Genomic DNA, 26,286 nt, shown 5'->3' with positions numbered 1-26,286 from the left:
CACTATTTTGATCACCAACTTTGCTAGCGAAAAGCCCTCCTAATGTGAAGTATGCGGCCGCCTTAATCTCACACTTCGCCATCTGCAGCATGCTCGAGTTCACGCTAAGGCTTCTATGCTTCGTACTGTCTATACAGCCTCGAAGCCTCCACGCGGGGCCGTCGTAGTTGTAGCTGCTGTCGGCGGCGGCGATGATTTCGTCTTAATTGGATACGGAGAGCTCTGCTGGGGCACCATCACAGCAAATCTGAGAGCCGCCTAAGTGGGTTCATATGGCATCGGCCGATTAGCGAGAACCAAACGACCAAAGCCAGAGCTCCCCTCCTCCCCCCACCCCGCTTTGGCACAACTTTCCTTATTCCTCAGGCTTTTGAGCATGAGAGCACTCGATTCCGGCGGGAATTGTTCCTAGGTTAGGGGTTAGAATTCCGACAGAAGAACAGGTGCCCCGCATCATGGTGCCGGGGCCAGGACGGGAGATGAGAATGACCGACAGGAAGCCGGGCCGCGGCCGGATTTACAGCTCGATCACCGAAACCATCGGCGACACGCCGCTTGTGCGGCTGGACCGCCTTGCGGAAAAGCACGGGGTGAAGGCCACTCTGCTGGGCAAGCTGGAGTTCTTCAACCCGATTTCCAGCGTCAAGGACCGTATCGGCGTTGCCATGGTCGAGGCGATGGAAGCTGCTGGCCAGATCCAGCCGGGCAAGACCACGCTGGTGGAGCCGACTTCCGGCAACACCGGCATTGCGCTGGCCTTCGTGGCCGCCGCCAAGGGCTACCGGCTGATCCTTGTCATGCCGGAGACCATGTCCATCGAGCGGCGCAAGATGTTCAAGATCCTCGGCGCCGAGCTGGAGCTGACGGAAGGGCCGAAGGGCATGAAGGGCGCCATCGCCCGTGCCCAGGAGCTGGTCAGCGAGATCCCCGGCGCGGTGATGCCGCAGCAGTTCGAGAACCCGGCCAACCCGGAGATCCACCGCCGCACCACGGCGGAAGAGATCTGGAACGATACAGACGGCCAGGTGGATGTGTTCGTCTCCGGCATCGGCACGGGCGGCACCATCACCGGTGTGTCGCAGGTGCTGAAGAGCCGCAAGCCGGGCCTGCATGTGGTGGCGGTGGAGCCGGAGGACAGCCCGGTCCTGTCCGGCGGCAACCCCGGCCCGCACAAGATCCAGGGCATTGGCGCCGGTTTCGTGCCGGGTGTGCTGGACACGTCGGTCTATGATGAAGTGGTCAAGGTTTCCAATGACGAAGCCTTTGCCACGGCCCGTGAGGTGGCTCGCACCGAGGGCGTGCCGGTCGGCATTTCCTCCGGCGCAGCGCTGATGGCGGCCATCAAGGTGGGCCAGCGTGAGGACATGGCCGGCAAGACCATCGTCGTCATCATCCCCTCCTTCGCCGAGCGCTATCTCTCCACGGCGCTGTTTGAAGGGCTGGAGTGAGACAGGGCTACAACGGCCAGGCGTAACAAAGCCCCGGCGGATGCTGCATCCGCCGGGGCTTTTGTTTGTGATAGAGGCCCATCCCTTTCCGCCGTCTTGCCATGGTCGGGCCATGGCAAGACGAAACAAATGAGTGCCGGGCGTTCTGGTAAATCCCCGCCGCCGTCCCCCTGACGCTTACCGCTCCATCCCGGTCTTGCCCTTTGTCCAATAGGCAATCGCATACTGGCTGCCCTTGCCGAGGCCGAAATCCTTGCGGAACAGGGGGCGCAGGTGCTGGGCGGTCTGCTGTTCGCCGGCAAACCAGGCATAGGCGGGCTTTGTGCCTGCGAAGGCCGTGCGGATGGCCTGTTCCAGATCCGCATCGAAGGCTTCCGGGGCAAGGCCATGCACCTTCAGGCCGAGGCGGGCAACCTCTGCGGCGGGAAGATAGGCCAGCGCCTCCTCATCCGTGCCAAGCCCGAGGATCACATGCCCGCCGCCGGAAACGGGGTGCCCTCCCGGTCCATGTCTGCGGCCAGTGCCTCGATCATGCGGGCAACGGCCGGCGCGCCGGTGCCATCGGCGGCAAGCAGCAGCGGGCCTGCGAGCGGCGGATGCTGGAAGCCGGAGGGGCCGAGCAGGCCGATCACATCGCCCTCACGGCAGGCCTCGGCCCAGTCCGAGACGGCGCCGCCTGCATGGCGGACAACGTCGATATCGATTTCGCCGGCCTGCTTGCGGGTGTTCTTGATGGTGTAGTAGCGCATGTGCAGCGCGTCCGGCCCTTCGGGCAGGATCAGCGCGCCATTGGCGGCAAGCCGGGGCCAGACAGGCGTGCGGCCTTCCGGTGGCAGCAGCAATTTCACGTGAATCCCGTCGCTGCCAAAGCGCTCCATCCCTTCCACCTTGAAGGTGAGGCGGAGCAGGGCAGGGCTGAGCGCAGCCTTTTTCAGGACCGTCAGCTCGTGGAAATAGGGTGGGGCAACCTCGCCATCGCGCGGCTCATCATCGGACCAGCGCAAGGCCGCCGTCGTGCCGGGCTGCAGCTCCTCCAGGTGCTCCATCAGCCATTGCTTCAGCCGGTGGAGGGGAACCAGCCCGTTTGCCTGCACCGTAATGCGCAGCCCTTCGCCCTGCTGAACGCTGAGGCCAACCGTGTTGGGGTCAAGGTTCAGCGCAACTTCGGCCGGGGTGGGGCGGGTGATGTCCATGCCGTTGCGGAGCATTTCGGCAACAAGCGTCTCCAGCAGCGCTGCCGGGGCATCGCAAGGGAGCGTGGTGAAGGCAATCAGAGGGGCGGGGCCGTTCATGGGCGGATTTCCTCAAACATCTGCGGGGCCGGCTTGCGGCGCAGGAGTGTTGCCGTCAGCAGCACGGCAAGGCCGGACAGGGCCGTGGAGAGGGTGAAGAGCACGCCATAGCCCAGCTTGTCCGCCAGGACGCCGGAAACACTGGCTCCCCCGAGATAGACCACCAGCTGTGCACAGGCCAGAATGGTGAAGTCGGTGCCCGGCTGCTCCTTCGAGGAAACGGACATGAACAGCGAATAGAGGACGACGATCTCCATGTAGCGGATCAGCGTCTGGAACCCGGCGGCACCAATGACGGTGTAAAGGCTGTCCGAAATTCCCAGGGCATGGACCATGAACATCAGGAAGCAGATGGTCCGGAGGCCGCCCAGCGTGATCAGGGCCGTGCGCGTGCCCTGCCAGCGCATGAGGCCCACGGCGACGATGGAGCCCAGAAGCCCGGCCGTTGCCGCCGAAGCCCCCGAAAGGTAGCCGATCCAGGACAGCGGCAGTTTGATATCAACGAGGTAAGACCCTTCCATCGCCTTGACGAGGCCCTCACTGGCCCGGAACACCAGCGCAACGATGAGGATCTGCACCGCTTCGGGGCGGCGGAAGAAGGCGCGAAGCGAGGGGCGCGGTGCCTGGCCTGCTCCGGAGGTGCCTCGTGCAAGTTCGTCTGCGTCCTCTTCCATCAGGGCGGTGATGGCCAGCGGGATCAGCGACAGGGCGGCCACAAAAAGCAGCGTTGGCTGCCAGCCCCAATGCTCGAACAGGAAGAGCGACAGGCTGCCGCCGATGACGACGCCAAAGGCAACCGCTCCGCCCTGACAGGCGTTGCCGATGCCCCGGTCAGCTTCCGTCAGCTTCTGTGTTGCGTAGCCATCGGCGGCGATGTCCTGCGTCGACATGGCGATTGAAATGACCGTGCAGATGACGAAGAGACGGACCACATCCGTGGGCTGGATGAAGGCCATGGCCAGCAGGGCAGCAGAACTGATGAGCTGCATCGGCACTATCCAGCCGCGCCGGTGGCCGATGGGCAAAAGACGGATCCGGTCCACGAAGGGCGCCCAGGCGAATTTCACCACCAGCGGCAGCATCAGCAGCGAGAAAAGCCCGATGGCCGTACGCGAAACGCCCTGCTCGCGCAGAACGGGCGGCAGGGCGGCAGCGAGCAGATAGCTCGGGATACCTTGTGCAAGATAGAGCCCGGCCAGCGTCACATAGAGGCGGATCCGGCTTTCCCGGCTGGCGCGGTCTGGCTTTGGGGTGCTGGTGCATCCCGCATGGCACTGGTCTTTCCGGCAAGAGGAAAGCCTCCCGCAAGCGCTTGCGGGAGGCCTCAGTAGGATCAGAACGTCACGCGATAGGTGAGGGCCACCGTGCGGCCAAGGCCCGGTACGTCTGCGCCGCGGACAGCGCTGGCGGTCGGGTTGACGTAATCCGTGTCAAAGACGTTGCGCACGCCAAGCGACAGCTTGCCCGCCTTGCCCATGTCCTTCGAAACGCCCATGTGCACCAGTGTCACATCCGGCAGATGCTGGCTGGTCTCCTTGCGGCCGGACAGATGCTCGATCTCGGCGCGGGCCATGATGTCGTACATGAACTTCATCTCGCCATAGACATTCAGCTTGACGTTGTTCGGGATGCGGTTGTTCGGCATGTATTCGCCCGCTCCGATGCGGCCGTCGCCATTGGCGTCATACTTGCCTTCCACGTAGGAGAAGACGGTGCCGAAGGTCAGCCGGTCGGTGGCGTCCGCCTCGGCGGTGAGGTCAAAGCCCCAGATCTTTTCCTTCTGCTGAGAGACGGTATTGTTCCGGGGATCGAAGGTCGTGCCCTTGTCCGAGGTGGAGATATAGGCGCTGGCCGTGCCGCGCACACGGCCCCAGTCGCCACGCAGGCCACCTTCATAGGTGTTCACAAGCTGCGGCTCCGGCGCAATGGAGGCATAGCTGATGCTCAGTGCGGGCGTTCCGGAGCAGCCGAAGGCACGGGCCAGGGCGCCATAGGCCGCACAGATCTCGCCGGTGGAGTTGACGCCTGCGCGGCGGGTGAAGCCGCCGATGTCGGTCAGGGAGTAGCCCTGCGAAAAGTTTGCGAAGGCCTGAGCTTCCTGCGTCAGGTCAAATACGGCCCCCAGATTATAGGTCGGCGAATTATACTCAAAGCTGCCGCCGCGAACATTGATGGCCGGCCAGAGTGTGAAGGCCGTGGGGAGCGGTACTGTACCGCTGTTGGGCGGTTGAAGTCCTTCACGTCCAGATAGAACTGGTCAAATCTCGCGCCACCTTGCAGCGTCAGACGGTCGGTGACCGGCAGTTCCAGCTGGGCAAAGGCGCCGATCTGGTTCTGGGTCATGGGGGAGATGATGGTGGTCCCGTCGGTCAGTTCCTGCGTGGTCTGGTCATAGGTGTAGTCCAGACCCCATGTCAGGTTTGCCCCCTGACGCAGCCAGTCAACCGGGCTGTTCACAGTGGCATTGACGCCAGCGCGATCGCTCTTCAGCACACTCTGATTGTAAGGCGACGTCGGCGATGCCGGATTGCCGGAGTAATAAACAATCGAGTTCACTGCGGAGAGTGTATTGAACGGGCTCGTCTTTTCGATCGAATTGTAGAATGCCGTGACCGACAGCTTCCCCAGCAGGAAATCATTCTCGGTGAACTTGCCAGTCAGATACTTGGAGTCCTCCTTCAGCGGATCGCTGACATAAGGCGACCGGAAGTCAGGCGATACGGGTGTGGTGGCGTAGTTGGTCAGCCAGTCGGGCTTCTGCTCCAGGTAGGTCCAGTCGAAGCTGAAATCGAAGCGGCGGCTTTCGTTTTCATAGCCGAGGCCGGTGAAGAGGTTGCCCTGCTTCGTCCGGTCTGCGCCGCCCTGGCCGAGCATGGCATCGGAAGCCATCTCCTTGCCGCGGCCATCATAGGCCTTGCGCGTCATATCGCCGGAGAGGGAGAAGAAATAGTCGAACTGGCGGATGCGGCCTTCAACGTTGGCACTCACCGAAGGGGCAATGGAATTGCCGGCGTCCTGAGTGAAGGCGCTTGCCTGCGTTGTGATCGAGGTGCGGATGCCCTCTTCCGCGCCACGCTTGGTAATGAAGTTGATCGTGCCACCCGTAGCGCCTGCGCCGTACAGGCTGGATGCGCCATTGACGACCTCGATGCGCTCGACCGTGCTCAGATCAATCATCGACAGGATACGGGAATTGTCGCGCAGCGGTGTGTTGCGCGGCACGCCGTCGACCATGATCAGCACTTCACGGCCACGGAAGGTCTCCGAAGCGCCGGAAAGGGTCTGGTTCGACGGAGCAAATCCCGGGACCATCCGGGCAATGAGATCTGCGGCATCAGTTGACCCGAAGTTGCCATCTTCAATCTGCTCCCGGTCGATCACGACCACAGACTGCGCCAGCGTGCTGACCTCACCTTCACTGCGCCCCGCAGTGATGACGATCTTGTCGAGGGTGGAAGCGGCTTTGGGCGCGGCACCTTCCTGAGCCATTGCCGGAAATGCTGCGATGAGCGCTGTGGTCGTCAGCGCAAGTGTTCTGATATGCATGGCCTGCCACCTGTTGCATGAGCGGTTGAAGTCTTGCGTGCGGTGGCTTGGCCCTTTGGGCCTGGCTTCCTGATGTGGGCGCTACAACTACATATATGAATTAAGGATTCAAGTTTTGTTCAAGGCGCAGACCTTGCAAAAGTTGCGCTGTTGCGTGAACGCAACATTTCAGTGCCGCCACAGCGGGTTCCGCAGGTCAGTCCCCAGTGCCGGCATCGGGCGCTGGGCGGCATCGCCATAGCCGATGGCAAAGCGCACCTTGTTGATGCAGACCCTGGGCATCGCCGGATTGAACAGATCGAACATGCTGTGCCGCTCCGCCAGAGCCGGATGCTTTGCCATGTAGTCCTGAAGCACATCCGCCAGCAGCCGGTAGAACCGGTCCTCCGGCAGCACACCGGACGCTTCGAGCCGGGCGGAGAAGAAGCGCAGCACCGTGACGAAATGCGCGGTCTGGATGTTGTGAACGATATAGGCCGGAGGCTTCGACGGCAGCACGGCCCTTACCTCGGCTGGCAGGTCCGCTTGCTCCGGAAACTCGACATTGACCAGATCCACGTCGCCCTGCAGATCCTTGATGGCAATTCCGGCCGGTACGTCCTTCTCCAGCACCACGGTGATGTTCTGCCCGTGGGCGATGAAGCCTGTGCCGAAGCGGCAGAGCATGTGGTAGAGCGGCACCACGCTGACCTCGAAGAGGCGCTTCAGCCAAGCCTCGAAGTCCATTCCGGCCCGGCCTGCATGGGCCACGGCAAGTGGCCGCCCTTCCGCGTCGGGATGCAGAAGCGCTGCATAAAGGCAGGCGCGGCGCTGCGGTCCTACCCTGCCGGAGGCATTGTCACGCCAGATCACGCCCAGCGTTTCGCCGTGCTGGTAGGGTGCATCCTCCATCTGCCCATAGAGCGGGTGCCGGTACCAGATGCCGCGTGCCTCGCGCAGGATCGTGACGTGCCGGGCCAGCAGATCATCTGAGGCCACGATGCCTTCCAGCCAGTCCGACAGGGCGGCGCCGATTGCGATGTACTTGCCCGGAATGCCGCGCCAGGCGGAGGTGTTGAGGATGGTCAGCGCCACCTTCACATCCGCCGAGCCGGGCCGGTCGATGCTGGTGAGCGTGCGCAGACTGGGGCCTGCCACATAGCGCCCGCCGAAGCTGCCCAGGAACACCAGATCGCCCGTCGCCAGATCCGTGACATAGGCCTGCTGGATCACATTGTCCCACTGCCAGGGGTGTACGGGGATCAGCGTGTGGGTCTCAAGGCTCAGCCCCTTTTCAGCCAGCCGGGCCAGAAGCTTTGCCGTCTCATCTTCTTCGAGTTGGCGGCGCAGGAAGGCGGCTTCGTCGCCTTCCCCGCCCATGCGGCAGTTCTGCCGGATGGCTGCCAGCCAGAACAGGGAGAAGGGTTCGGCAGACTCCGGCGAATAGCGGGCAAGGTCATCCACGCCCCAGCCCAGGCGCCCCTTGTTGGCCACGGCCTTGGGGTGCCCTTCCAGCAGCCCGTGCAGCACATGCACCGGAAGGTTCAGCAGCCGGTCCGCATCCAGCCCTTCCGTCTTCTGATGCAGGATCATGTCCTGCCGCAGGGTGTTGGAAAGCTCGCGCAGGAAGGTGGCGAGGGTTTCCGGCGCCATGCCGAGCTCGGATCTTGCGTCCAGCGTGAACTGAAGCGGCGAGACCGCCCCCTCCGGCTCGCGGCGGATCGTCCGGCTGTCCGTCAGCAGGTTGCCCCAGGCGCCGGTGCGGGCGGCAAAGCGCCAGGTGACGCCGGACTTGAGGCGCAGGGCATAGCCGCCCTCGCCTTCCGCTTCCGGCGCCAGCACTTCCTCATAGGTCAACTCGTCGAGCATCTTGGCAAGGGCGGTCCGGCAGACGCTGTTCCAGCGGGCGTCTGCGGCGCTGCGGCCGTCTGCCGGGGTGGACAGGGTGAAGGGCGCGTTCACAGCCGCACCTCCGAGAAGAACCGGTCACGGGGGCAGCGCATCAGGGCCGAGCGCTTGTGCGGGAAGTCGAATTCCTTGACCTTTTCGTAGCCGACTTCTCCGGCATAGTTCAGCAGCTTGGCATTATCGACGCGCGGCTCGCCCATGATGTTCTCCGTCATCGGGCAGTCGAGGAAGAGATAGTGGATGAGCCCGCGCAGCCAGGCGCCTGTCTTGGCCCGGCCAAGATGGCGGCGCTCGCCAATGAGCCCGTGCCAGGCCCGGTCCCAGGGGCCGCTGTCATAGAAGGGGCCAAGCCGGTCCTCCCGAACCCAGTAGGTCTCGAAGTAGCCGGCGTCCTCACCGTTGAAGCAGCCGATCAGCGGATAGGTATGCGGACGCTCCGCGAAGGCGGCGAGATAGTCGCGCAGCTTCGGCTTTTCCCAGGCCAGCTCCCAGAAATAGGCGACGCGGCCATCGTTCATCCAGCGGTGGAAGGTGTCGAGGTCCCGGTCAATGTCCACGGTGCGGAAGGAGACGGTGAGATCTGCCACCGGGTCATACCGCTCGTAGACCACACCCACCGGATGGGGCGGGCGCAAGGGATGGTCGCGGCCATCGGGGCCCGGCACCAGCCCGGTGTGCAGCCGTCCTACGGGTCTGTGCCCAAGCCAGAGCTGGTCTGTCTGATAGAAGCCGTCGCGGCGCACCTCCAGCCCGCCCGCCACCGGATGAGCAAAGGGCAGATCGCGGATGATCAGCGGCGCGCCCGCCGGATCAAGGATCAGCCGGTGGAGGCTTCCGTCAGCAGCAAAGGCGGATTCCAGTGCCCGCAGTACGGCGCCGGTCAGTTCTTCTGCGCCGGGCGCTGCTCCGTTCAGGCGCAGCGACAGAACAGGTGTTTCCCCGGTGCTGTCGAGACGGGTGGTCACGAGGGCTTCCGCCTGTGTGGTGCTGGCAGCATGAATGTTCATGGGCTTGTCTCCGGTGTCAGTGCCCGTCCGCGCGCGTCAGCGCCAGCAGCGGGTTCGGCATTTCAAGGAAGGCGGCAAGCTGGCCCGAGCCATCGCCCGAGGCCTCGTTCACGTTGCTGAGGCTGGTGCGGTAATTGCCCTTGCTCACCCAGGTGGGCCGGTTCAGCAGAAAGTCATGCAGGCTGGTGTCACCCTGGCTCTGCACCTTCTCCCGTTGCAGGAAGGTCAGAAGGCAGCGGTTGGCCCGCTCTTGCGCCATAAGGCCATCCAGCACCAGCGTGGCGATCACGCTCATCAGGTTGTTGACGATGACGTAGTAGCAGAAGAGTCCGTCACCCAGTTCCGGCGGCACTACATTTTCCGCGTGGCGGCCGATATCCGGCAGGTGCTTAGCCAGCATCTCGTGATGGGTGGTGAGGTGCCCGGTGCCCTGACAGTCGCGCAGCCACAGATGCGCTGGCCAGCCGTGCTGATCGAGCGCCAGCGTCATGTTTTGCTGATGCGCTCCGAAGAGAAGGCCATAGCGGGCGCGGATTTCCAGAAGCGGATGGATCGCCACATCAAGGAAATCCTGCAGCCAGCTTTCCGCCAGATCCTCCACCGCGCCGCCATCGCGGGCGGCACGGGCCAGGATCAACTCGCCGAGAGGCGAAGCGCCATCAGGGCGCTGTTCGCACAGGCCCGCCATCATCACTGGACCGGATGCAGTTTCATCACGGAACGGGTTGTCGCGCAGGACGACGAAACTTTCCTCCAGCGCGCCGCCATCGGCATCCTTCAGCGCCACATAGGCCGGTTCGCGCAGGATCGAAGCCTTCGGGAACCCGGTGGCAAGGCTTTCCCCGATCGGGCCGTCAAGCAGTTCTGCCAGTTGCAGACCCCGCTCCACTTCCTTGCGCGCCAGCGTGCGGCGGGAGTTGGTGAGCCGCAGGGAGAGGGAGAACTTCAGCATGGACGGCGCGTGCCAGGCATGGACGCCGCGGAATGAGCCGGTGGCGGCAAAGGGCTGGCCCAGTTCGCCGAGCGGCCGCAGCAGGCCTTCCCGCACGAGGGCGTTGACATCCGCCCGGGCAAGAAGCTTGGGCGCCTGAAAGGGATGCCAGGGCAGCGGCACGAAACCCTCTTCCGGCTGGTGCAGCTCTTGCGGCAAGGACGGATCGCTCTCTGCCAGTGCCCGCAGCATCTGTTCTGCCGGGGTCAGTGTGCCACTGGCAAGAACAAGGATGGAGCGGTGGGCGAGACACCAGAAAAGCGGAAAGCGTCCGCCCAGATCCGGCGCAAAGCGGCGGGCCTCCTCCAGGTCCAACCCGTCACGGCTGCGCGGATTGGGGTGTGTGGCGTGTCCGCCGGTCAGGGCTTGCTCGCCTTGCTGGAAGTTCCAGCCTGAGGCGAGCCCCAAAGGCTGGCGGGCGCGGAAGGCTTCTTCGGCTGCAAGGCGGCTGTCCATCACCCGTTGCAGCAGCTTCATCTGCAGGGCCTCATCGCCCGCGCTTGCCACAGGATCGGTGACAAGCAGGGCCAATGCGGTGGCCAGCGGCAGCTTGCGCAGGCTGCCATCAGCGCTCATCAGGCAGAAGGGCAGGCGCACGGCGGTGCGGAAGGGTGTGCGGGCAGGGGCGTGGATCAGCAGCGCATCACCGCCCGCAAGCGGCAGTTTCAGGATTTCTCCGCCCGGACCGGCAAAACCGTCCGGCAAGGCTGTCTGAAGGCGCGCTGTTTCGTCCGGTCTGGTGACAGACCATCCGTCCCACTCGCGCAGAAGAGCGTTGAGAAAGGCGCTGGCAGCGGAATGATCGGCCAGGGCTGCGGCGTCCATGGGCGCGGTATCGGGCGCAAGCTGGGTCAGGGGCAGAAACTGGTTCATGCCGGGTCCTCGTCAATCGGGATCAGATCAGCCGCCGCCGCCAGGACCGGGGCGGGTCTGGCGGGCGGCGGCTATGGTGGCGGCCGGGTTAGCCGACGGCCCGGGTGAGCGGGGCTTCATCCGGGAGGCGCTTCGGCCAGTCCACCAGTTCCGGTCCGGCGCTGACATCGAAGAGATCTTCTCCGGTCAGGGCGTTGACGATGACGGCGCTTCGCCAGGCCATGAGGCTCATCTGCGGGTCGACGATGCCGTGCGACGACAAACCGAGATTGAGACCGAAAAGTCCGATGCTGGAGGGGCCATCCCATTGCAGGCGGTAGCTGGCATCCAGAACAGGCAGGCCATTGGCATCGAGATCCAGCCGGTGGCGCAGCGGCTCAAGGCAGGCGGGCAGGGCAGGGCGGGCGCCGGTTGCCAGGATCACCACATCGGCAGCGAAAAGCTCGCTCTCGCCGCTGGTGATGGCGTGGGTGTGCAGCAGGAAGCCGCCGTTCTGCCGGTCCATTGCCTCCAGATTGCGGCCCGGAAGCAGGGAAATGCAGTTTTCGCCCATGACATGGCGGCGGCGGTAGATCTCGGCAAAGAGCGTGTCCACCGTGACGGGTGTCAGCCCGTCGCTGGCCAGTTTCTGGCCCGCAATCTCGCTGCGCTGCGCTCCGGCGGGCAGCGTCTGATAGGCCGCAACATAGCCCGGCGTGAACACCTGATCGACAAAGCCGCCTTCCTCCAGCGGAGAGAAGCGCGGCAGATTGCTGATCCAGCTCACATGCGCGGGCGCGCCGCCGGCGCGGGTCAGAAGATCAAGCACGATCTCGGCCCCGGTCTGACCGCCACCGATCACGGCCACGCGTTTGTCCGCAAAATTGCGCGGCTGTGTCAGGTAGGTTCCTGCATGGAAGCAGTCAGCCCCCAGATGTGCTGCCGTGCAGGGCGGGACGAAGGGCTGCATGCCTGCCCCCGCGATGAGATTGTGCGCCAGTTCCGTGCGGCCGCTCGCAAACTCCAGCCGCAGGCGGCTGCCATCCAGATGCACGGCCGTTGCTTCCTCGCCAAAGGCGAGCGTGTCGAGCCGTCCGCTTACCCACTGCAGATACTCGTTGAATTCCATCCGGGTGACGCCGGTGAAGCGGCCGGAAAGGAAATCGTAGAAGCGCTTCTTCTCAACCAGGAAGGCGGTGAAAGAATGCGGGCTTGTCGGCAGGACGGGCGTCACCAGATCCTTCAGGAACGAGGTCTGCAGGATCGAGCCGGGGAACATCAGCCCCTGATGCCAGATGAACTGCTTCTTCTTTTCAAAGAAGCGCGCATTCAGCCCCGGCACGCTGTCAAGGAGCGCAGCGACGCTGAGATTGAAAGGGCCGATGCCAATTCCGGCAACATCCAGCGGCAAGGCGGGGGTGCCGGCATGGGGGCGCATTTCGAGCACGGGGTTCATTCGGATGCTCCTTTATGAGGGGCGTGGGCAGGGGCGGCCGCGGACAGATCCGGAAGGGGAAGCTGAAGCGCAGGGCCACTGCTGTGGCTGAAACGGGAAAGGACCGGTATGAGGATTGCGGTGAGCGCGGCTGCGCCCGCCAGAACGGCAAGGGCCATGTCAAGGCTGATGGAGCCCAGAACACCGCCTGCAAGGGAGCCCGCAGCAAGACCGGCAAATTGCAGGCTGCTGAGGCGGGTGGAGGCAAGGGCGCGGCTTGGCGCAGGCATGTCTTCGGCAGAAAGCGTCAGGGCCGTATTCGCACCCAGGGCCACTGAAAGCCCTGCGGCTGTAAGCGCTGCGGCGAGCGCGAGCATTGGCAGGCTGGCAGCTAAGGCCAGAAGGCCAAGCCCGGCAGCACAAAGCGCTGCTCCGGCCAGGCGGCCAGCCTGAAGGCGCGGGCCAACGATCCGCTCAAGGCCCAGCTGCACAGCAATGCCAACCGCCACCGAGATGGCAAGGCACAGGCCGGCGGCGCTGGCAGCCTCCGAAGGAGCGAGGGACAGCCGCTGTGCGATGACGGGGCCGAGGAGAACATAGGCGGCACCCGTTGCCAGTTGCAGCATGAAGCCAAGAAACAGCGGACCTGCCAGCGGACGCCAATCCAGTCTGCTTGCACCAAGCTCAATCTTCTGGAGTGTGTGGGAGGCAGGTTTTTCGCCCCTGCCCCGGCGGAGGAAAAGCACCAGTGCGGCAAGATAGACCGGCAGTGGCAGGAGCACGGGCGCCCAGGCGCCCAGCAGAAGCAGGGGAGCGATCAGGGCATTTCCGGCAAGGCGTCCAATGCCGTTCATGGCATTGAGCCGGCCGATGTGTCCGGCCAGCGCAGCGCCCTCTGTTGCAGTGTTCCGCGATGACCTGGCCGTCTCTGCGGTTTGTGCCAGCGGCAGAATGGCCGGTGCGCTGAGGCTGTAGATCAGCCGTCCGGCAGCCAGCAGCCCGAAGGCAGGCAAGGCGGCGAGCCAGCCATATGCTGTTGCTGCGATGCCTGTGCCCATCATCATGACACCGGCACCAGCACCCGTCAGCGTCAGCTGCAGGGCCCGGTCAAGTCCGCGGCTGGCTGCCACACGGCCCCAGACCGGAATGGCAAGAGCCGCCGCGAGCAGGCCGACCCCGACCAGCGCCCCAAGCGTTGCAAGACTGACACCGAACAGGTGCTGCAATACCGGCACAAGGGCGATCAATGCCGCCTGATGGAATGCGTTGGCGGCCAACGCCAGCATCAGCATCCGGATTTTTGCCACGGGAACGCAACCTTGAGTTTTTGATTGCGCCCTCAATACCTGAGTTTTTGATTCAAGTAAACATGATTGATCGCCTCGATCGTGCGAAACGCGCAGCAGAAATTTTGGAACAAAGTTTTGTTTGGCGTGTTTCCCCCTGTACGTGGGAAAAACAGGATGGCTTTCAGTTGTTTCTCAATTCAGAGATCAGCGGAGCCATCTGCAAGAAATGGAGGATAAATAATGATCCAAAGGATTCTTGCTACGACCGCTCTAGTTTCTGTACTTGTTGCCGCGCCCGCAATGGCGCAGGATATGAATAACGCAACAGGAACGATGAAACCTGTCGAAAGTCCTGCCGCAGCATCTGATGCGCCGGCAGGTACTCAGCCGGGTGTCATGCCCGGACAGGACATGAGCCAGACGCCTGGCACCATGGCTCCTTCTGGCCTTTCAGGTCTCACGTCTGAGGTTGCTGCCAGCAGCCTCATCGGTGAAGATGTCCACGCGACTGGCTCCACCGAAGGCGAGCGTATCGGCACAGTCTCCGATGTGGCGATGACCGAGACGGGCGAAGTGAATGCCGTGATCATCTCGGTCGACAGCACCGCTGATTCTGAAGGCAAGGACGTTGCCGTTCCCTTTGATCAGTTGACCTGGATCGACCAGAATGGCGAAAGCCGCCTGATGGTGCAGATGACGCCGCAGCAGCTGAATTCAGCGCCTGCCTTCGACAAGACCAGCCTGACCGGCCCGTCTGTCATCGACGAGCTGAAGGAAACGGCCGGTCTGACGGATGAAAACGCAGGCACCACCATGGCGGTGCCGGGAACCGGTGCCACAGGTCAGGCAGCTGGCGAACAGGTTGCAGGCGTTAACGTGATCAGCACCGAAAGCCTGATCGGCACCGACGTTATGACGGCTGGTGGCGACACCGCCGGCAAGATCTCGGACGTGGTCCTGGCACCTGCCGGAAAGGCCGAAGCCTATGTGGTTGATGTAGGCGGTGTGCTTGGCATCGGCAGCAAGGCGGTCGCCGTTGAGGCTTCCAACGTGATGATCCAGCGTGATGCCGAAGGCACCATTCAGGCCACCACGTCGGTGACGCCGGAGGCCATCGAGAACGCCCCTGCCTATACGCTCGAAGCCTACAGGCAGAGCCCGGAAACCACGGTCATCCGCTGACCGTGACTGGCGCCCGCTTCTGCGGGCGCCATCAGCCGGAACCCTATCTCCCGACGAATGGCGGCCTTTCCGGCCGCAAAACATGACAAGAGGAGCATATCATGCCCGCAGCAGTTCAGAATGCCGCAAATGACACCAGCAAGTCTGTTTCCGCCAAGGATCTGGAAGAGCGGATCACCCGCGTCCGGGCCGATGTCGCCGATCTCGGCAAGGCCGTCGCCAGCTATGGCAGTGGCAAGGCAGATGACCTGAAGGCCGCCGGAGAGGATGCGCTGGAAACTCTCAAGAAGGAACTTGCCGACCTGGAAGGCAAGGTTGCCACCCAGGTTCGCGCCCGTCCGCTCCAGTCGCTGGCCATTGCCGCGGGCGTCGGTCTGCTCGCAGCCCTGCTGATGCGGCGCTAAGCCATGCGCCTTCTGGCTTCCCTCGCCCTGGATACCTTGGGTGATGCAAAAGGAAGGCTGCGGCAGTTTCGCCGCAGCGTCCTGCTGCTTGGGGCCTGCGCCCTGCTGGTCCTCACCGCCTGGGGCTTTGGCACCACTGCCGCCGTGATCTGGGTTATCCGCACCGGATATGATCCGGTTGCCGTCCTTTTCACAGGTGCGCTGCTGTTGCTGTCCTGTGCTGCGATTCTGGTGGCCATCATGATGCTTTTGAACCGGCGGGACCGGCGCAAGCGCGAACAGAGGCGTGCCCTCAATGCCGTCGCTCTGGCTGCTGCCACGCCGCTTCTGGCGGGTGGAAGGGGAAAACCATCGGTCTGGCAGCTCTTGCTGTCGCCGGCCTTTTCCTCGCCAGCCGTGCCCGGCCATCTGACAGCGAGTAAGCCCCTTGCGTTCCCGCCAACTGGTTTCATCCCGGCCTCGTGCCGGGAGTTCTGCGTTTTGAAGGGCTTATAGGGGCATCAGACAGGAAAGCGGATCAGATTGCGCCCGGTGCGGAGGGCCGGAGCACCGCCAGCGCCTTCGGTTCGATCTTCACGGTGACCGTCAGCGGCAGCTCGACCAGCTCGCCATCCAGCACACCAATCTTGCGGCGCATGGAAGGGAGAGATGCACCTCGATTTCACGGGCGCGGTCAAACATCAGGTTGGCGTTGGAGCGCCACGCCCCACGGGCAAGGTCGGCCGCCAGCAGTGTCGTCTCCAGTGAAGTCAGCCGGTGGACGCTGTAGACCCCCAGAACCCCTCATCCAGCCGCGCCGCATAGGGCAGTGTGCCCTCGCCATAAACGTTGTTGGACACGGCAATAACGCTGAACCGCCCGCGCCGCGTCTCGCTGCCGGTACGCAGCCTTGCGCGGAAGGAAAAGGGTCTGAAGGTGGAGCGCAGGAATGCGCGGAAGCTGCCCCACATCTTGGCGATGCGCGAGGCATGCTCCGCCTTGTCGCGCTCACGGATCATCTGCGCCTGCAGCCCGAGCGAAAACTGATGCACGAAGGGCCGGCCGTTCATCAGGCCGATGTCAGATCGCACCACGTCTGCCTTTGCCAGGGCCGTGATGGCCTTGTCGAGCGGCAAGGGAATGGTAAGCGAGCGGGCAAAGAGATTCATGGTCCCGGCTGGCAGTACGCCCAGCACCTTGCCGGACTGATAGGCCATTGCAGCGGCAGCCGAAATGGTTCCATCCCCGCCACCGGCGAGGATGACCTCTGCTGCCGGGTCCCCGGCAATGCGTTTCAGATTGTCTTCAAGGCGGGCAGACGAGGTGACGATGCACTGCACCTCGTGTCCGGCGGCGGAAAACTCTTTCTCGATCTGATTGCAGACAGCCTGAATGTCGGCAGTCTTCAATGTGCCGCCATCCCGGTTCAGAAGTGCTGTAACGCGCATTCAGACTCTCTTTCGTGCTGCAGCCTTTCATTCAAACAGCACAAACGGGCAGAACGATGGACTGTTCTGCCCGTTACTGGCGAGGCCAAAGGGCTGCTTTGCGGTCAGCCGTGAAACAGCTGCTGGGTGGCCGGCGCCGACAGGCTGTCGGGGCCATAATCTTCTTCGCCGCTGATCTGCAAACGTTCCTGCAGACGGTTACGGGCGCGGTTGACGCGGCTCTTGATCGTTCCGATGGCACAGCCGCAGATCTCTGCTGCCTCCTCATAGGAAAATCCGGATGCACCAATCAGCACGATGGCTTCGCGCTGATCATCGGGCAGCTCGTCCAGCGCCTTGCGGAAGTCCTGCAGGTCAAGCGAGCCATATTGGCCCGGATGCACAGCAAGACGTTCGGTGAACAGGCCGTCGCTGTCCTGCACCTCGCGGCCGCGTTTGCGGGCCTGGCTGTAGAATTCATTGCGCAGGATGGTGAAGAGCCAGGCCTTCATGTTGGTGCCCAGCTCGAAGCTTTCCTGCTTGGCCCAGGCCTTCATGATGGCGTCCTGCACCAGATCGTCGGCTCTGTCAGAGTTGCCAGTCAGCGACACGCCAAAGGCGCGCAGGCTTGGCAGGCAGGCGAGCATCTCACGCTTGAAGATCTTGCGCGGGTCTGCCACCTGCGCCTGAGCTGCGGTCTCTGTTGCCATCATTTTTTCAGGCTCCTCTCCTCAGCTTCGTCGAGGCGTTCCAGAAGATCGAGAAACCTGTCGGGAATCCCTTCATTCTGCACCGTGTCGTAAAGCTGCCGGAGGCGGGCCGAGATCTGCTGCGCATGAGCGCCATTCAGCGCTCCGTTGCCAGCGTCCGGTGTTCCGGGCTTTTTCCAGTCGTTCATGGGCATCATGCATCCGTTGTGTATCTGTCAGGAAAATGCAGACACTCAAAAAAGTTCCCGCCGTGAGGAACTTTTTGGAACCAGCCGTTCCTGTTCCAAGATGCCCGCGCGTGCGGGCTGTCACAATCCGGTTTCTCCCAATGCGCGGGTCAATTCCTGACGTCACGCGGGAGCCCTATGGAGCGTTTTTAATGTCGCTTTCGACCCGTATTGCACCTCACCTGAGCTATCTGCGCCGCTACGCCAGAGCCGTGACCGGCTCGCAGGCATCAGGCGATGCCTATGTTGCGGCGACCCTTGAGGCGTTGATTGCCGATGTGTCGCTCCTGCCCGAAGCGCAGGATGACCGGGTTGCGCTTTACAAACTCTTTGCCACGCTTTTTGGTTCCACGCTGATCGAGGTCGAGACGTCGGAATCGCCGTTCCTTTGGGAGCGGCGGGCCTCCAGTTACCTTGCGTCGCTGCCGCCGCGCAGCCGCCTTGCCTTCCTGCTGGTGTCCGTGGAGGAATTCACAGTAACCCAGGCCGCCGATATTCTGTCTGTGACGGAAACCGAGTTCGGCGCTCTGCTGCGTGAGGCCGCAGAAGACATTTCCCGTCAGGTGGCCACCGATATCATGATCATCGAGGATGAGCCGCTGATCGCGATGGATATCGAGCAGATGGTGGAAGGACTGGGGCATCGTGTCACCGGCATCGCCCGCACCCACGCGGAGGCCGTTGACCTGTTCCGCGAGACCCGGCCGCGGATGATCCTTGCCGATATTCAGCTGGCCGACGGCAGCTCCGGTCTGGATGCAGTGAACGAGATTCTCGCCGACGTGACGGTTCCGGTCATCTTCATCACCGCTTTCCCTGAGCGTCTTCTGACGGGCGAGCGCCCGGAACCGGCGTTCCTCGTGACCAAGCCTTTCAATCCGGACATGGTGAAGGCCCTGATCAGCCAGGCCCTGTTCTTCGATGAAAGCGCGAGAGCTGCCGCCGAGTGAGGCTCTTTTGCCTGCTTTGAATCGCAAATGATGGAACCAGACAGTCCTTCAGCCGTTTCATGATCAGCAAGCTGCTTCCAAATGCTCCGGTCATCCGGGTTGCGGAAGTTAACAGAACTCTTAAGGCGGAGAAGTTCCTGTCAATAAAGACAAGGCTTCCGCCCCTTGAAAGGAGCTGAACATGCTTTACTACGCGGCTGTTTTTCTTGTGATTGCGGTCATCGCAGGTGTCCTTGGGTTTGGTGGCATTGCCGGTGCTTCTGCCGGTATTGCACAGATCCTGTTCTTCGTGTTTCTGGTCTTCCTGGTGCTGTCCCTGATTGCCGGTGTGCTGCGCCGGGGCTAGGGCAGAGGTGATGTTCCGAGTGAACAGCAGGAGGGGCTGGCTGCAAGAGCAGCGGGGCCCCTTTCTGCGAGAGTTGGAGAGGCGCCGGTGGTTCATCGGTTGATCTGGAAGGATCCGGGGCAGCCGGAGACCCATCTGCGTGAATATCTGCTGCTGGCGCTTGAGCGGTCGGGCATCTGCCTTACCCTTCAGGACAGCCAGTTGAACTACGTCTATGCTGCCAATCTCCCTGCGCCCTGGAGACTGGATCCGGAAGCTGACCGGCCGACGGATGCGGCAATCTTCGGCGACGAGGTGGCCGGAATGCTGGCGGCGAGCAAAGCGCAGGTCATGGCTTCGGGTGAGCCGGCCGCACTTGAAGCTGATCTTGGTGACGCTGGTGTCTTTTCCTTCAATGTGGAACAGGTGACATCCTTTGGCGCGCGGCCCTATCTGCTGACGACGATTGCCGACCTCACCGAAAAGACACGCCGCGAGAAAGTGCTCCGGGCTCTCCTGCGCGAAGTCAGCCACCGCTCCAAGAACCTTCTTGCCATTATTCAGAGCATTGCATCGCAGACGGCGCGGCACTCAACCCGCATGGACCAGTTTCTGGCCAAGTTCCGGGGGCGGCTGCACTCGCTCGCTCAATCGCAGGATCTGGTGACCGATTCCAATTGGCATGGCGCCTATTTTGAGGATCTGGTGCGCCAGCAGGTCAGCCGTTATGTTCCGCAAAACCCGCATCTGGTCGAGGTGCTGGGTGACAACGCCCTGCTTGACCCGAATGCGGCCTTGCATGTGGGGCTCGCGCTGCACGAACTGATGGTCAATGCCGTCAGCTACGGAACTGCGCTGACCGCCGGTCCGCCGGTGACGGTGCGCTGCAGGGTGAGCAAGCAGGAGGGCGTGCCTGTGGCGGAAATCGTCTGGATCGAAACCGTGACGCCGCAGGCCAGCGAAACGGACACTCTGGCAGGTGCTGGGCAGGCGTCCCGCACGGCTTATGACCGCCATTTTGGCAGCACGGTGCTTGAGCGGGTGGTGCCGCAGGCTGTCAACGGCAAGGCCAGCTACAGCCTCACGCCGCGCCTTGTGACATACAGCGTCGAGTTTCCCTGGAGCCCCATCCGGCCTGATTTCTCTGGCCAGATGGGGGTAACCCCGAAAATTCAGCAGACTACCCTAACGTAACCTATTGAAAACTGACAAGGCGCACCGTTTACTCCCTTTACCGGCAGGGTGTGTTTAATCCCCTGTCCCCTGAGCACGGTTGCAGATGTCATGAGAAAGTATCTCCCCGGCCGTGTTCTTTGCCGTGTCCTGCGTTGGACTGTGGCTGACCTGGGCCGTTTTTCAGGCTGAAACAACGGCAGAGCGGCAGCGGTTTGAAGCCGTGGCCCGGGAAGCGGTGGACAGGGTCAGCAGCCGAATTGACCAGCAGCTCGGCGTATTGGCTGCCACTCAGGCCTTTTTCGAGGCTGCGGGAGGCATTGCCGGACACAACGAGTTTCGCACCTTCGTTCTGGGGCTTGAGCTGACTGGCCAGCTCCGCGGGCTGCAGGGCGTCGGGTTTGCTCAGCTGATCCGCACCGGGGCTGAGGCTCCTGTGAATGAAGCATTATCCGTCCATTTCGGGCCTAAGGCCGCCGTCTGGCCCACCGTCACCGCAGAAGAGTGGCGCACTCCCATAGTGATGCTGGAGCCGCAGGACCCCCGCAATGCCCGGGCCATCGGGTATGACATGTTCAGCGAGCCTCTGCGCCGGGATGCCATGTCCCGGGCCATGCAGACCGGAAAGCCCCATGCCTCTGCTCCGGTCGAACTGGTGCAGGAGACTGGAACAGAAAAACAGGCAGGCTTTCTGGTCTACAGTCCCTTTCGCGGAACCCAGCCGCGTGCGCTGGAAGATGAGGCAGGCGGGCAGCCGGATGGCTTCATCTACGCTCCGGTGCGCGCAGGAGATCTCATTCTTGCGTCTTTAACGTACCCGCAGGAACTGCCTGTCGAAGTCGAAGTGACGGATCAAGGGGCTGACAGTTCCACTCAGCCTGTTCTTTTCCGGTCCGAAGGCTTTGTGAAACTTTCGGAACAGAGCTTCCAGTCCATGGCGGGAGAAATCACCGTCGCGGGCCGTGACTGGCTCGTGCAGGTACGGCAACCTGATATTGAGAACGGCGTCACGGCGCATTGGCGCTCCCTGCTGATCTGCACGTTCTCGATGCTGTTCGCGGCGGCATTGGCCGTCTCCATCCGCAATCAGAACCGGGCCGTTGCCGCCCGCCGCGACCTGGAAACCATGTCGCAGCAGACCATCGCCGAAAAGGATCTGATGCTTCAGGAAATGAAGCACCGGATCAAGAATTCCATAGCGCGCATTCTCGCCATTGCCCGGCAAACGGCCAGCAGTTCCTCGTCACTGGAGAATTTTTCCTCTTCCTTTGCCGCAAGGTTGCAGGCCATGGCCAATGCGCAGGACCTGCTGACACGGTCGCGCTGGCAGCGTGCGGGGCTCAATGAGCTTCTGGAGCAGGAACTGGAGCAGGTGTTCGGCGAAGCACTCCAGCGTGAAAAACTGTGCGGGCCTCCGGTTGTCCTTAACGAGAAGGCAGCTCACGCCCTGAGCCTTGTCTTCCACGAGCTGGCAACCAACGCGCTTAAATATGCCCGCGTCGGGGATGACGGAGGATCACTGACCGTGGACTGGACGCTGGAAGCGGCCCCCAAGGGCAAGCTTCTGCAACTGGTGTGGATGGAACAATCCGCGCAAGCTGTTGAGCCGGGCACGAGCAAGGGCTTCGGTACACGGCTGATTGACGCCAGTGTCCGCGGCGAACTGGGTGGCAAGATCGAGCGTGAGTTCACAGACCATGGCCTGATCGTGCGCATGACTGTGCCGCTGCAGGCTTGAGCTCCAGTCTCCATCCGCTGACGCTTAGCGCCAGCGGGCCGTCGCTGCCAGCCATTCACGCACGCGCGCTTCCGGATCTGCACTGCGGGTGATGTCGGTGGCAACCGCCGCGCTGTCTGCCCCGGCTGCAAGTGCCGCCTCCGCCCGTTCCGGTGTCAGACCGCCAATGCCGATGAGCGGCAGCGCGCCAATACGCTTCTTCCAGATGCCGAGCCTTTCCAGCCCCTGTGGCGCCCACTTCAACTCCTTCAGGATGGTGGGATAGACCGGCCCCAACGCCACATAATCGGGCTTTGCGGCGAGCGCCGTCTCAAGTTCGGCCTCATCATGGGTGGAGAGCCCCAGCTTCAGCCCGGCGCGGCGGATGGCGGCAAGATCGGCCTCTGCCAGATCCTCCTGCCCCAGGTGCAGCCAGCTGCAGCCTTCGTCGATCGCCAATTGCCAGTAGTCATTCAGCACCAGCGTCGCGCCATTGGCCTCGCAAACGGCTTTTGCCTCGCGGATCTGGCGGCGCAGTTCTGCAGGTTCGCAGTCCTTGACGCGCAGCTGCACCAGCTTCACGCCCTGAGGCACGAGGCGGGTGATCCAGTCTGCGCTGTCCACGATCAGATAGAACGGATCAAGCTTCATCCGAAGGCTCCCTTGCCAATGATGGGGGTTGATGGCACGGCCATGTCCCTTGGTTCAAGCAGTCCGGCCAGATATCCCGTACGCCCGGCCTCCACTGCACCGGCAAAGGCTTGTGCCATGGCCACCGGATCGCCCGCCCCGGCGACAGCCGTGTTGAGCAGAACCGCATCAAAGCCAAGCTCCATCACCGTTGTGGCATGCGAAGGGCGGCCAAGGCCGGCGTCGATGATCTGCGGCACGTCCGGAAAGGCTGCGCGCATGGAGCGCAATGCGGCCAGGTTCTGAGGGCCCGCGGCCGTGCCGATGGGCGCACACCAGGGCATCAGCACCTGACATCCGGCGGCCAGCAGCTTCTCCCCCACGATCAGGTCATCGGTGGTGTAGGGAAATACCTCGAAGCCTTCTGCACTGAGAATGCGTGCGGCCTCCACCAGCTCGAAAACATCCGGCTGCAGCGTGTCGTGGTGGCCGATGACCTCCAGCTTGATCCAGTTCGTACCGAACACCTCCCGCGCCATTTTCGCTGTCAGCACCGCCTCTGAGGCGCTGTGGCATCCGGCAGTATTGGGCAGCACCCTGACACCCAGATCCCGGATCATCTGGAAAAAGGCACCGCCATTTCGCCCGCCCGCCGTTTCCCGGCGCAGCGACACGGTGACAATCTCCGCCTTCGAGCTGCGTACGGCATCGGCCAGCACGGCAGGAGAAGGATAGCGGGCCGTGCCCAGCAGCATCCGCGACGAGACCTCGCAGCCATAGAGTGTCAGGTTCATCTCAACCTCCCTGCATGGGGGACAGGATTTCGATCCGGTCGCCCTCGTTCAGCGCGCAGGTGTCCCGTGCCTCGCGCGGCACCAGCTCGCCGTTGACGGCGGTGGCCAGCCAGTCGCCCTCATACTCGAGTTCCAGCAGCAGGGCGGGGAGGGTTTCCGCCGCACAGGTCACTGCCTCGCCATTCACCAGCACATTCATGGGTTTGCACCTCCTCTGGTTTCCATCAGCTGCCGTGCGGCCATATCCGCTGCCTGCCGCGCCAGCGCCGGGGCGAGCAGGAAGCCGTGCCGGTACATGCCGGCAACAGCCAGATCTGCCCCCTGCGGCAGGCGTTCCGGCTCTGTCACCACGCGGGGCATGTTGTCGTCAAAGGCTGGGCGCACGCCGGCGCCCAGTTCCACAATGCGCGCTTCGCCAAAGGCCGGATGCAGCGCATAGGCGGTGTTGGCCAGTTCCATCACCGAGCGGGCCGTGACCGGGCCGCCGTCGTCGCTTTCAATCATGGTGGCGCCCACCATGAAGCGCCCTCTGCCGCGCGGAACCACATAGAGCGGATGGCGCGGATGCAGCAGGCGCACGGGGCGCGACAGGGAGATTTCCGTGGTCTCCAGATACAGCATCTCGCCGCGCACACCGCGCAGACCCGGCATCCGGCCAATGGCACCCGGCCCGCTGCAGTCGATCACAAGGGATGCGTCCGTCTCTGCCCCTTGCGCCTCATCCCCGAGCCTGAAGCTGACGCCTTGCGCTTCCAGCTGCTTCCAGAGCGCCGTCATGGCAAGGCGCGGATCAAGATGTGCCTCTTCCTCGAAGAACAGCCCGGTCCTGAAGCGTCCCGCCAGAACAGGTTCCAGCTCTGCAATCTCCGCAGCATCCACCATGCGGTGGCCAGAGGAGCGGCTGGCAAAACGGCGCAGTTCCACCTGATCACGCGGCGGGCACAGAACCAGCGTGCCCTTGCGGGACACGAGCCCTGGAACGGCTGCATCCCACCAGTCTGCGGCTTCCAGCCCCAGTTTCAGCACTTCAGGCCCGGCGGTTTCGGCCTCGCACCAGGGCGCCAGCATGCCGCCGGCATAGAAGGAGGCACCATGTCCGGGCTTTGAATTGGTGTCTGCGACTGTCACAGAAAGCCCCCGGCGCGACAGTTCCAGCGCCGCAGCAAGCCCGGCAACTCCGGCCCCGCGAACGAGAACCGCGGCTGTTTCAGCTGCGTGAGAAAGACCTGCGTGTGTCAGGCTCATCCGCTTCCGGCTTCCGTGGCATCGCGCTCACGGGCGGAAGGCCTTGTGATGCTGCGGACGGCCAAAGCCCTTGCCTCGCATCACGCACCATCCCTCCGCCAGCGTGAACTGGATCAGGTTCAACGGGTCACTGCGCTGCATCGCCAGCAGTATCTCAGCCCCTTGCACGGGACTCCCAAGGTGAAGCCCAACCATTGCGCCCAGCAGGCAGGATTGTCAATTGCGGGAGAGACCGTGCGGTGTGACGCGCTGTGTTGACCTGGAGGGCCCGTGCGTCTAGGACAGAGTTAGTCAGTCAGGGAGATTTATGCGCAGACGCTTCAATCCAGTTTGACCCTGCGGGGTGAGCGGCCATTCGGCCGAATGATTGATTGTGCGCATTTGCGCCTGACAGACGGAAATATGAACATGACTGAACTTTGCATCAGGCCGTACCGGCTGGATGATACCTCCTGCCTGCTTCGTATCTGGCGGACAGCTTCCGAGCTGGGCCATCCCTTTTGGGCCAGGACCGGCTCGACGCACAGCAGAAGCTGACCGCAGAGGTCTATCTGCCCATGGCCGAAACCTGGATCATCGAAGTGAATGGCCAGCCGGCCGGCTTCATTGGCCTCCTGGATGACTTTATCGGCGGTCTTTTTGTAGACCCGGCGCAACACGGGCGCGGCCTTGGCAGGGCGCTTGTGAACCACGCGCTCAAGAGCCGCAGCAGCCTGGAGCTTGAGGTCTATGCCCGCAATGAGGCCGCCCACGGCTTTTACCGCAGGCTGGGCTTCATGGAGGTGAGCCGGCGTCAGGTGGATGACAACGGCTTGTCCTTTGAGCTGATCCAGCTTCGCCTCGACAAGCCCCTCTGAGGGCAAAGAATGGCCGGGCCGCATCCTGTGATGATGCGGCCCGGCCAATTGTCAGTCCGGCTGGTTCAGTCCGAAGGCGGGGTGATGGATCAGCTCACCCTGCGGCGCCTGCCCATCGAAAGGCAACGCCAGAACCACGCTGGAAGGAACGCCGGTGACACCCAGACCGGGAAAGGCCCGGAAGCCAAACCGGGCATAATAGGCCGGGCTGCCCAACAGTGCTGCCCCTCGCGCCAGCGGCCTGAACTGGCGCAGAGCTTCGCGCATCAGCGCCGTGCCAATGCCTTGACGATGCCGTTCGGGCAGCACCGCCAGAGGGCCGATCAGCCCCCAGGGACCGTCCGCTCCTATGCGGGCCCAGGAGGCGGCGAGATAACCCGTTACCTCGCCGTCCTCTTCGGCGATGAGTGAAAGCGCAAGGGCTCCATCGGCCCGTAGCGCCTCGACAATCGCGGCCTCGGTGCCCGTGGATTGCGCCAGCATCTTGAGCGCTTCGGTGACCACGCGGCGGATCGCCGGACTGTCTGCAGCCATTTCGGGGCGGATGATCATGCGAATGCCTCCTGACGGTTGTCGGGCTGAGCCCGGACGCAGAGGCGTCCCTTGCCGGAAATCCGGTAGGGGCTGGATGCTCTGGATTCAATGAGGCGCTTGCGCCGCAGTTTGGCAAAGACCTCGGGCGTGCAATCGGACAGAATAAGGCCGTCGCGCGTGAAGCACTGCACGTCCGTTATGCGGCCGCTGCCGGACCGGTGATGACGGATATAGCCGCCTTGCGCCAGCACGTGCAGAACGCGCTGTTCGCTGCGAGAGATGTTCATGGAAAAGCCTGTGTACAGAAATCACCCTGGCACCCTTCGGGCACGGCAAAACCGCCGCGGCGAAACGGGTGCATCTGGATGTCCCGGTCGATCGGGAC

General features: G+C 63.1%; 28 protein-coding genes and 1 riboswitch. Of the genes, 9 read left to right on the top strand and 19 right to left on the bottom strand.

Annotation, left to right across the window (positions count from 1 at the left end; all coding sequences use genetic code 11):
• The first annotated feature begins 485 nt into the window (after positions 1-485).
• A complete protein-coding gene (cysK, locus tag ACQB61_RS18540) occupies positions 486-1,448 on the top strand; it encodes a cysteine synthase A (RefSeq protein WP_430513820.1) in 963 nt (320 codons plus the stop codon).
• 177 nt (positions 1,449-1,625) lie between these two features.
• On the opposite strand, the gene ACQB61_RS18535 is transcribed toward cysK, so the two are convergent.
• The 10 genes from ACQB61_RS18535 to ACQB61_RS18490 all read right to left on the bottom strand — a co-directional run bounded on the left by ACQB61_RS18535 (position 1,626) and on the right by ACQB61_RS18490 (position 13,765).
• Positions 1,626-1,919, bottom strand: coding sequence for an SIP domain-containing protein (locus ACQB61_RS18535; protein ID WP_430513819.1), 294 nt, complete (start codon positions 1,917-1,919; stop codon positions 1,626-1,628).
• Complete coding sequence (locus ACQB61_RS18530; protein ID WP_430513818.1) at positions 1,916-2,740, bottom strand: siderophore-interacting protein; 825 nt, start codon at positions 2,738-2,740, stop codon at positions 1,916-1,918. The genes ACQB61_RS18535 and ACQB61_RS18530 overlap by 4 nt, the downstream gene beginning before the upstream one ends.
• Positions 2,737-3,945: an MFS transporter gene (locus ACQB61_RS18525; protein ID WP_430513817.1), complete on the bottom strand. Its 1,209-nt coding sequence runs from the start codon at positions 3,943-3,945 to the stop codon at positions 2,737-2,739. Before ACQB61_RS18525 ends, ACQB61_RS18530 begins: the two co-directional genes overlap by 4 nt.
• A gap of 128 nt (positions 3,946-4,073) precedes the next feature.
• Positions 4,074-4,847, bottom strand: coding sequence for a TonB-dependent receptor domain-containing protein (locus tag ACQB61_RS18520; protein ID WP_430514415.1), 774 nt, complete (start codon positions 4,845-4,847; stop codon positions 4,074-4,076).
• A complete protein-coding gene (locus ACQB61_RS18515) occupies positions 4,844-6,286 on the bottom strand; it encodes a TonB-dependent receptor plug domain-containing protein (RefSeq protein WP_430513816.1) in 1,443 nt (480 codons plus the stop codon). Before ACQB61_RS18515 ends, ACQB61_RS18520 begins: the two co-directional genes overlap by 4 nt.
• 168 nt (positions 6,287-6,454) lie before the next feature.
• The gene (locus tag ACQB61_RS18510) at positions 6,455-8,227 is read right to left on the bottom strand and encodes an IucA/IucC family protein (protein ID WP_430513815.1); all 1,773 of its coding nucleotides are present in this window, start codon (positions 8,225-8,227) and stop codon (positions 6,455-6,457) included.
• Positions 8,224-9,180 (bottom strand): GNAT family N-acetyltransferase, encoded by a 957-nt coding sequence (locus ACQB61_RS18505; protein ID WP_430513814.1) that lies wholly within the window; start codon positions 9,178-9,180, stop codon positions 8,224-8,226. Before ACQB61_RS18505 ends, ACQB61_RS18510 begins: the two co-directional genes overlap by 4 nt.
• A gap of 16 nt (positions 9,181-9,196) precedes the next feature.
• A complete protein-coding gene (locus tag ACQB61_RS18500; protein ID WP_430513813.1) occupies positions 9,197-11,044 on the bottom strand; it encodes an IucA/IucC family protein in 1,848 nt (615 codons plus the stop codon).
• Positions 11,045-11,132: 88 nt separating this feature from the next.
• A complete protein-coding gene (locus ACQB61_RS18495) occupies positions 11,133-12,479 on the bottom strand; it encodes a lysine N(6)-hydroxylase/L-ornithine N(5)-oxygenase family protein (protein WP_430513812.1) in 1,347 nt (448 codons plus the stop codon).
• Positions 12,476-13,765: an MFS transporter gene (locus ACQB61_RS18490; RefSeq protein ID WP_430513811.1), complete on the bottom strand. Its 1,290-nt coding sequence runs from the start codon at positions 13,763-13,765 to the stop codon at positions 12,476-12,478. Before ACQB61_RS18490 ends, ACQB61_RS18495 begins: the two co-directional genes overlap by 4 nt.
• A gap of 393 nt (positions 13,766-14,158) precedes the next feature.
• Between ACQB61_RS18490 and ACQB61_RS18485 the strand changes: the two genes are divergently transcribed.
• The 3 genes from ACQB61_RS18485 (at position 14,159) to ACQB61_RS18475 (ending at position 15,828) form a co-directional block, all read left to right on the top strand.
• Complete coding sequence (locus tag ACQB61_RS18485) at positions 14,159-14,929, top strand: PRC-barrel domain-containing protein (RefSeq protein ID WP_430513810.1); 771 nt, start codon at positions 14,159-14,161, stop codon at positions 14,927-14,929.
• A 101-nt stretch (positions 14,930-15,030) separates the two neighbouring features.
• Entirely contained in the window at positions 15,031-15,333 is a 303-nt protein-coding gene (locus ACQB61_RS18480) for a DUF883 family protein (protein WP_430513809.1), read from the top strand.
• A 3-nt stretch (positions 15,334-15,336) separates the two neighbouring features.
• A complete protein-coding gene (locus ACQB61_RS18475; RefSeq protein WP_430513808.1) occupies positions 15,337-15,828 on the top strand; it encodes a hypothetical protein in 492 nt (163 codons plus the stop codon).
• Between the two features lie 254 nt (positions 15,829-16,082).
• Here the strand turns inward: ACQB61_RS18475 and ACQB61_RS18470 are convergent, their stop codons facing one another.
• The 3 genes from ACQB61_RS18470 to ACQB61_RS18460 form a co-directional block, all read right to left on the bottom strand.
• The gene (locus ACQB61_RS18470) at positions 16,083-16,760 is read right to left on the bottom strand and encodes a diacylglycerol/lipid kinase family protein (protein WP_430513807.1); all 678 of its coding nucleotides are present in this window, start codon (positions 16,758-16,760) and stop codon (positions 16,083-16,085) included.
• 104 nt (positions 16,761-16,864) lie between these two features.
• Positions 16,865-17,452: an RNA polymerase sigma factor gene (locus tag ACQB61_RS18465; RefSeq protein ID WP_430513806.1), complete on the bottom strand. Its 588-nt coding sequence runs from the start codon at positions 17,450-17,452 to the stop codon at positions 16,865-16,867.
• Complete coding sequence (locus ACQB61_RS18460) at positions 17,449-17,637, bottom strand: NepR family anti-sigma factor (protein ID WP_430513805.1); 189 nt, start codon at positions 17,635-17,637, stop codon at positions 17,449-17,451. Before ACQB61_RS18460 ends, ACQB61_RS18465 begins: the two co-directional genes overlap by 4 nt.
• A 191-nt stretch (positions 17,638-17,828) precedes the next feature.
• Between ACQB61_RS18460 and ACQB61_RS18455 the strand changes: the two genes are divergently transcribed.
• From ACQB61_RS18455 to ACQB61_RS18440, 4 genes are all read left to right on the top strand, one after another.
• Positions 17,829-18,626, top strand: a complete 798-nt coding sequence (locus tag ACQB61_RS18455) for a response regulator (RefSeq protein ID WP_430513804.1) — start codon at positions 17,829-17,831, stop codon at positions 18,624-18,626.
• Between the two features lie 181 nt (positions 18,627-18,807).
• Positions 18,808-18,972, top strand: coding sequence for a DUF1328 domain-containing protein (locus ACQB61_RS18450; protein ID WP_430513803.1), 165 nt, complete (start codon positions 18,808-18,810; stop codon positions 18,970-18,972).
• 87 nt (positions 18,973-19,059) lie between these two features.
• Entirely contained in the window at positions 19,060-20,145 is a 1,086-nt protein-coding gene (locus ACQB61_RS18445) for a sensor histidine kinase (RefSeq protein ID WP_430513802.1), read from the top strand.
• Between the two features lie 112 nt (positions 20,146-20,257).
• The gene (locus ACQB61_RS18440; RefSeq protein WP_430513801.1) at positions 20,258-21,862 is read left to right on the top strand and encodes a CHASE domain-containing protein; all 1,605 of its coding nucleotides are present in this window, start codon (positions 20,258-20,260) and stop codon (positions 21,860-21,862) included.
• Positions 21,863-21,886: 24 nt separating this feature from the next.
• Here ACQB61_RS18440 and ACQB61_RS18435 read toward each other — a convergent pair whose 3' ends face one another.
• From ACQB61_RS18435 to thiO, 4 genes are read right to left on the bottom strand one after another with little or no spacing between them, the layout of a single operon-like run.
• Entirely contained in the window at positions 21,887-22,492 is a 606-nt protein-coding gene (locus ACQB61_RS18435) for a thiamine phosphate synthase (protein ID WP_430513800.1), read from the bottom strand.
• A complete protein-coding gene (locus ACQB61_RS18430; RefSeq protein WP_430513799.1) occupies positions 22,489-23,265 on the bottom strand; it encodes a thiazole synthase in 777 nt (258 codons plus the stop codon). Before ACQB61_RS18430 ends, ACQB61_RS18435 begins: the two co-directional genes overlap by 4 nt.
• A gap of 1 nt (position 23,266) precedes the next feature.
• Positions 23,267-23,464, bottom strand: coding sequence for a sulfur carrier protein ThiS (gene thiS, locus ACQB61_RS18425; protein WP_430513798.1), 198 nt, complete (start codon positions 23,462-23,464; stop codon positions 23,267-23,269).
• The gene (gene thiO, locus ACQB61_RS18420) at positions 23,461-24,510 is read right to left on the bottom strand and encodes a glycine oxidase ThiO (protein ID WP_430513797.1); all 1,050 of its coding nucleotides are present in this window, start codon (positions 24,508-24,510) and stop codon (positions 23,461-23,463) included. The genes thiS and thiO overlap by 4 nt, the downstream gene beginning before the upstream one ends.
• Positions 24,511-24,583: 73 nt before the next feature.
• Positions 24,584-24,698, bottom strand: a riboswitch (TPP riboswitch).
• Positions 24,699-25,010: 312 nt separating this feature from the next.
• Between thiO and ACQB61_RS18415 the strand changes: the two genes are divergently transcribed.
• The gene (locus ACQB61_RS18415) at positions 25,011-25,367 is read left to right on the top strand and encodes a GNAT family N-acetyltransferase (protein WP_430513796.1); all 357 of its coding nucleotides are present in this window, start codon (positions 25,011-25,013) and stop codon (positions 25,365-25,367) included.
• Between the two features lie 51 nt (positions 25,368-25,418).
• On the opposite strand, the gene ACQB61_RS18410 is transcribed toward ACQB61_RS18415, so the two are convergent.
• Positions 25,419-25,919, bottom strand: coding sequence for a GNAT family N-acetyltransferase (locus ACQB61_RS18410; protein ID WP_430513795.1), 501 nt, complete (start codon positions 25,917-25,919; stop codon positions 25,419-25,421).
• Positions 25,916-26,188, bottom strand: coding sequence for a YjhX family toxin (locus ACQB61_RS18405; protein ID WP_430513794.1), 273 nt, complete (start codon positions 26,186-26,188; stop codon positions 25,916-25,918). Before ACQB61_RS18405 ends, ACQB61_RS18410 begins: the two co-directional genes overlap by 4 nt.
• Positions 26,189-26,286: the final 98 nt, after the last annotated feature.

Origin of the sequence: Pannonibacter phragmitetus (assembly GCF_050510895.1) — a bacterium.
Taxonomy (GTDB): Bacteria; Pseudomonadota; Alphaproteobacteria; order Rhizobiales; family Stappiaceae; genus Pannonibacter; species Pannonibacter phragmitetus_B.
The sequence above is the reverse complement of the archived record's forward strand: the minus strand, read 5'-3'. Positions and strand labels throughout refer to the sequence as shown.

Bases quoted from the DNA above. Each gene is read 5' to 3' on its own strand.
- ACQB61_RS18405 (WP_430513794.1), bottom strand. From the start codon at position 26,188: ATGAACATCTCTCGCAGCGAACAGCGCGTTCTGCACGTGCTGGCGCAA.
- ACQB61_RS18430 (WP_430513799.1), bottom strand. From the start codon at position 23,265: ATGAACCTGACACTCTATGGCTGCGAGGTCTCGTCGCGGATGCTGCTG.
- ACQB61_RS18480 (WP_430513809.1), top strand. From the start codon at position 15,031: ATGCCCGCAGCAGTTCAGAATGCCGCAAATGACACCAGCAAGTCTGTT.
- ACQB61_RS18485 (WP_430513810.1), top strand. From the start codon at position 14,159: ATGAGCCAGACGCCTGGCACCATGGCTCCTTCTGGCCTTTCAGGTCTC.
- ACQB61_RS18410 (WP_430513795.1), bottom strand. From the start codon at position 25,919: ATGATCATCCGCCCCGAAATGGCTGCAGACAGTCCGGCGATCCGCCGC.
- ACQB61_RS18515 (WP_430513816.1), bottom strand. From the start codon at position 6,286: ATGCATATCAGAACACTTGCGCTGACGACCACAGCGCTCATCGCAGCA.
- ACQB61_RS18455 (WP_430513804.1), top strand. From the start codon at position 17,829: ATGTCGCTTTCGACCCGTATTGCACCTCACCTGAGCTATCTGCGCCGC.
- ACQB61_RS18470 (WP_430513807.1), bottom strand. From the start codon at position 16,760: ATGCGCGTTACAGCACTTCTGAACCGGGATGGCGGCACATTGAAGACT.
- ACQB61_RS18475 (WP_430513808.1), top strand. From the start codon at position 15,337: ATGCGCCTTCTGGCTTCCCTCGCCCTGGATACCTTGGGTGATGCAAAA.
- thiO (WP_430513797.1), bottom strand. From the start codon at position 24,510: ATGAGCCTGACACACGCAGGTCTTTCTCACGCAGCTGAAACAGCCGCG.
- ACQB61_RS18460 (WP_430513805.1), bottom strand. From the start codon at position 17,637: ATGAACGACTGGAAAAAGCCCGGAACACCGGACGCTGGCAACGGAGCG.
- ACQB61_RS18495 (WP_430513812.1), bottom strand. From the start codon at position 12,479: ATGAACCCCGTGCTCGAAATGCGCCCCCATGCCGGCACCCCCGCCTTG.
- ACQB61_RS18500 (WP_430513813.1), bottom strand. From the start codon at position 11,044: ATGAACCAGTTTCTGCCCCTGACCCAGCTTGCGCCCGATACCGCGCCC.
- ACQB61_RS18450 (WP_430513803.1), top strand. From the start codon at position 18,808: ATGCTTTACTACGCGGCTGTTTTTCTTGTGATTGCGGTCATCGCAGGT.
- ACQB61_RS18435 (WP_430513800.1), bottom strand. From the start codon at position 22,492: ATGAAGCTTGATCCGTTCTATCTGATCGTGGACAGCGCAGACTGGATC.
- ACQB61_RS18530 (WP_430513818.1), bottom strand. From the start codon at position 2,740: ATGAACGGCCCCGCCCCTCTGATTGCCTTCACCACGCTCCCTTGCGAT.
- ACQB61_RS18465 (WP_430513806.1), bottom strand. From the start codon at position 17,452: ATGATGGCAACAGAGACCGCAGCTCAGGCGCAGGTGGCAGACCCGCGC.
- ACQB61_RS18505 (WP_430513814.1), bottom strand. From the start codon at position 9,180: ATGAACATTCATGCTGCCAGCACCACACAGGCGGAAGCCCTCGTGACC.
- cysK (WP_430513820.1), top strand. From the start codon at position 486: ATGACCGACAGGAAGCCGGGCCGCGGCCGGATTTACAGCTCGATCACC.
- thiS (WP_430513798.1), bottom strand. From the start codon at position 23,464: ATGAATGTGCTGGTGAATGGCGAGGCAGTGACCTGTGCGGCGGAAACC.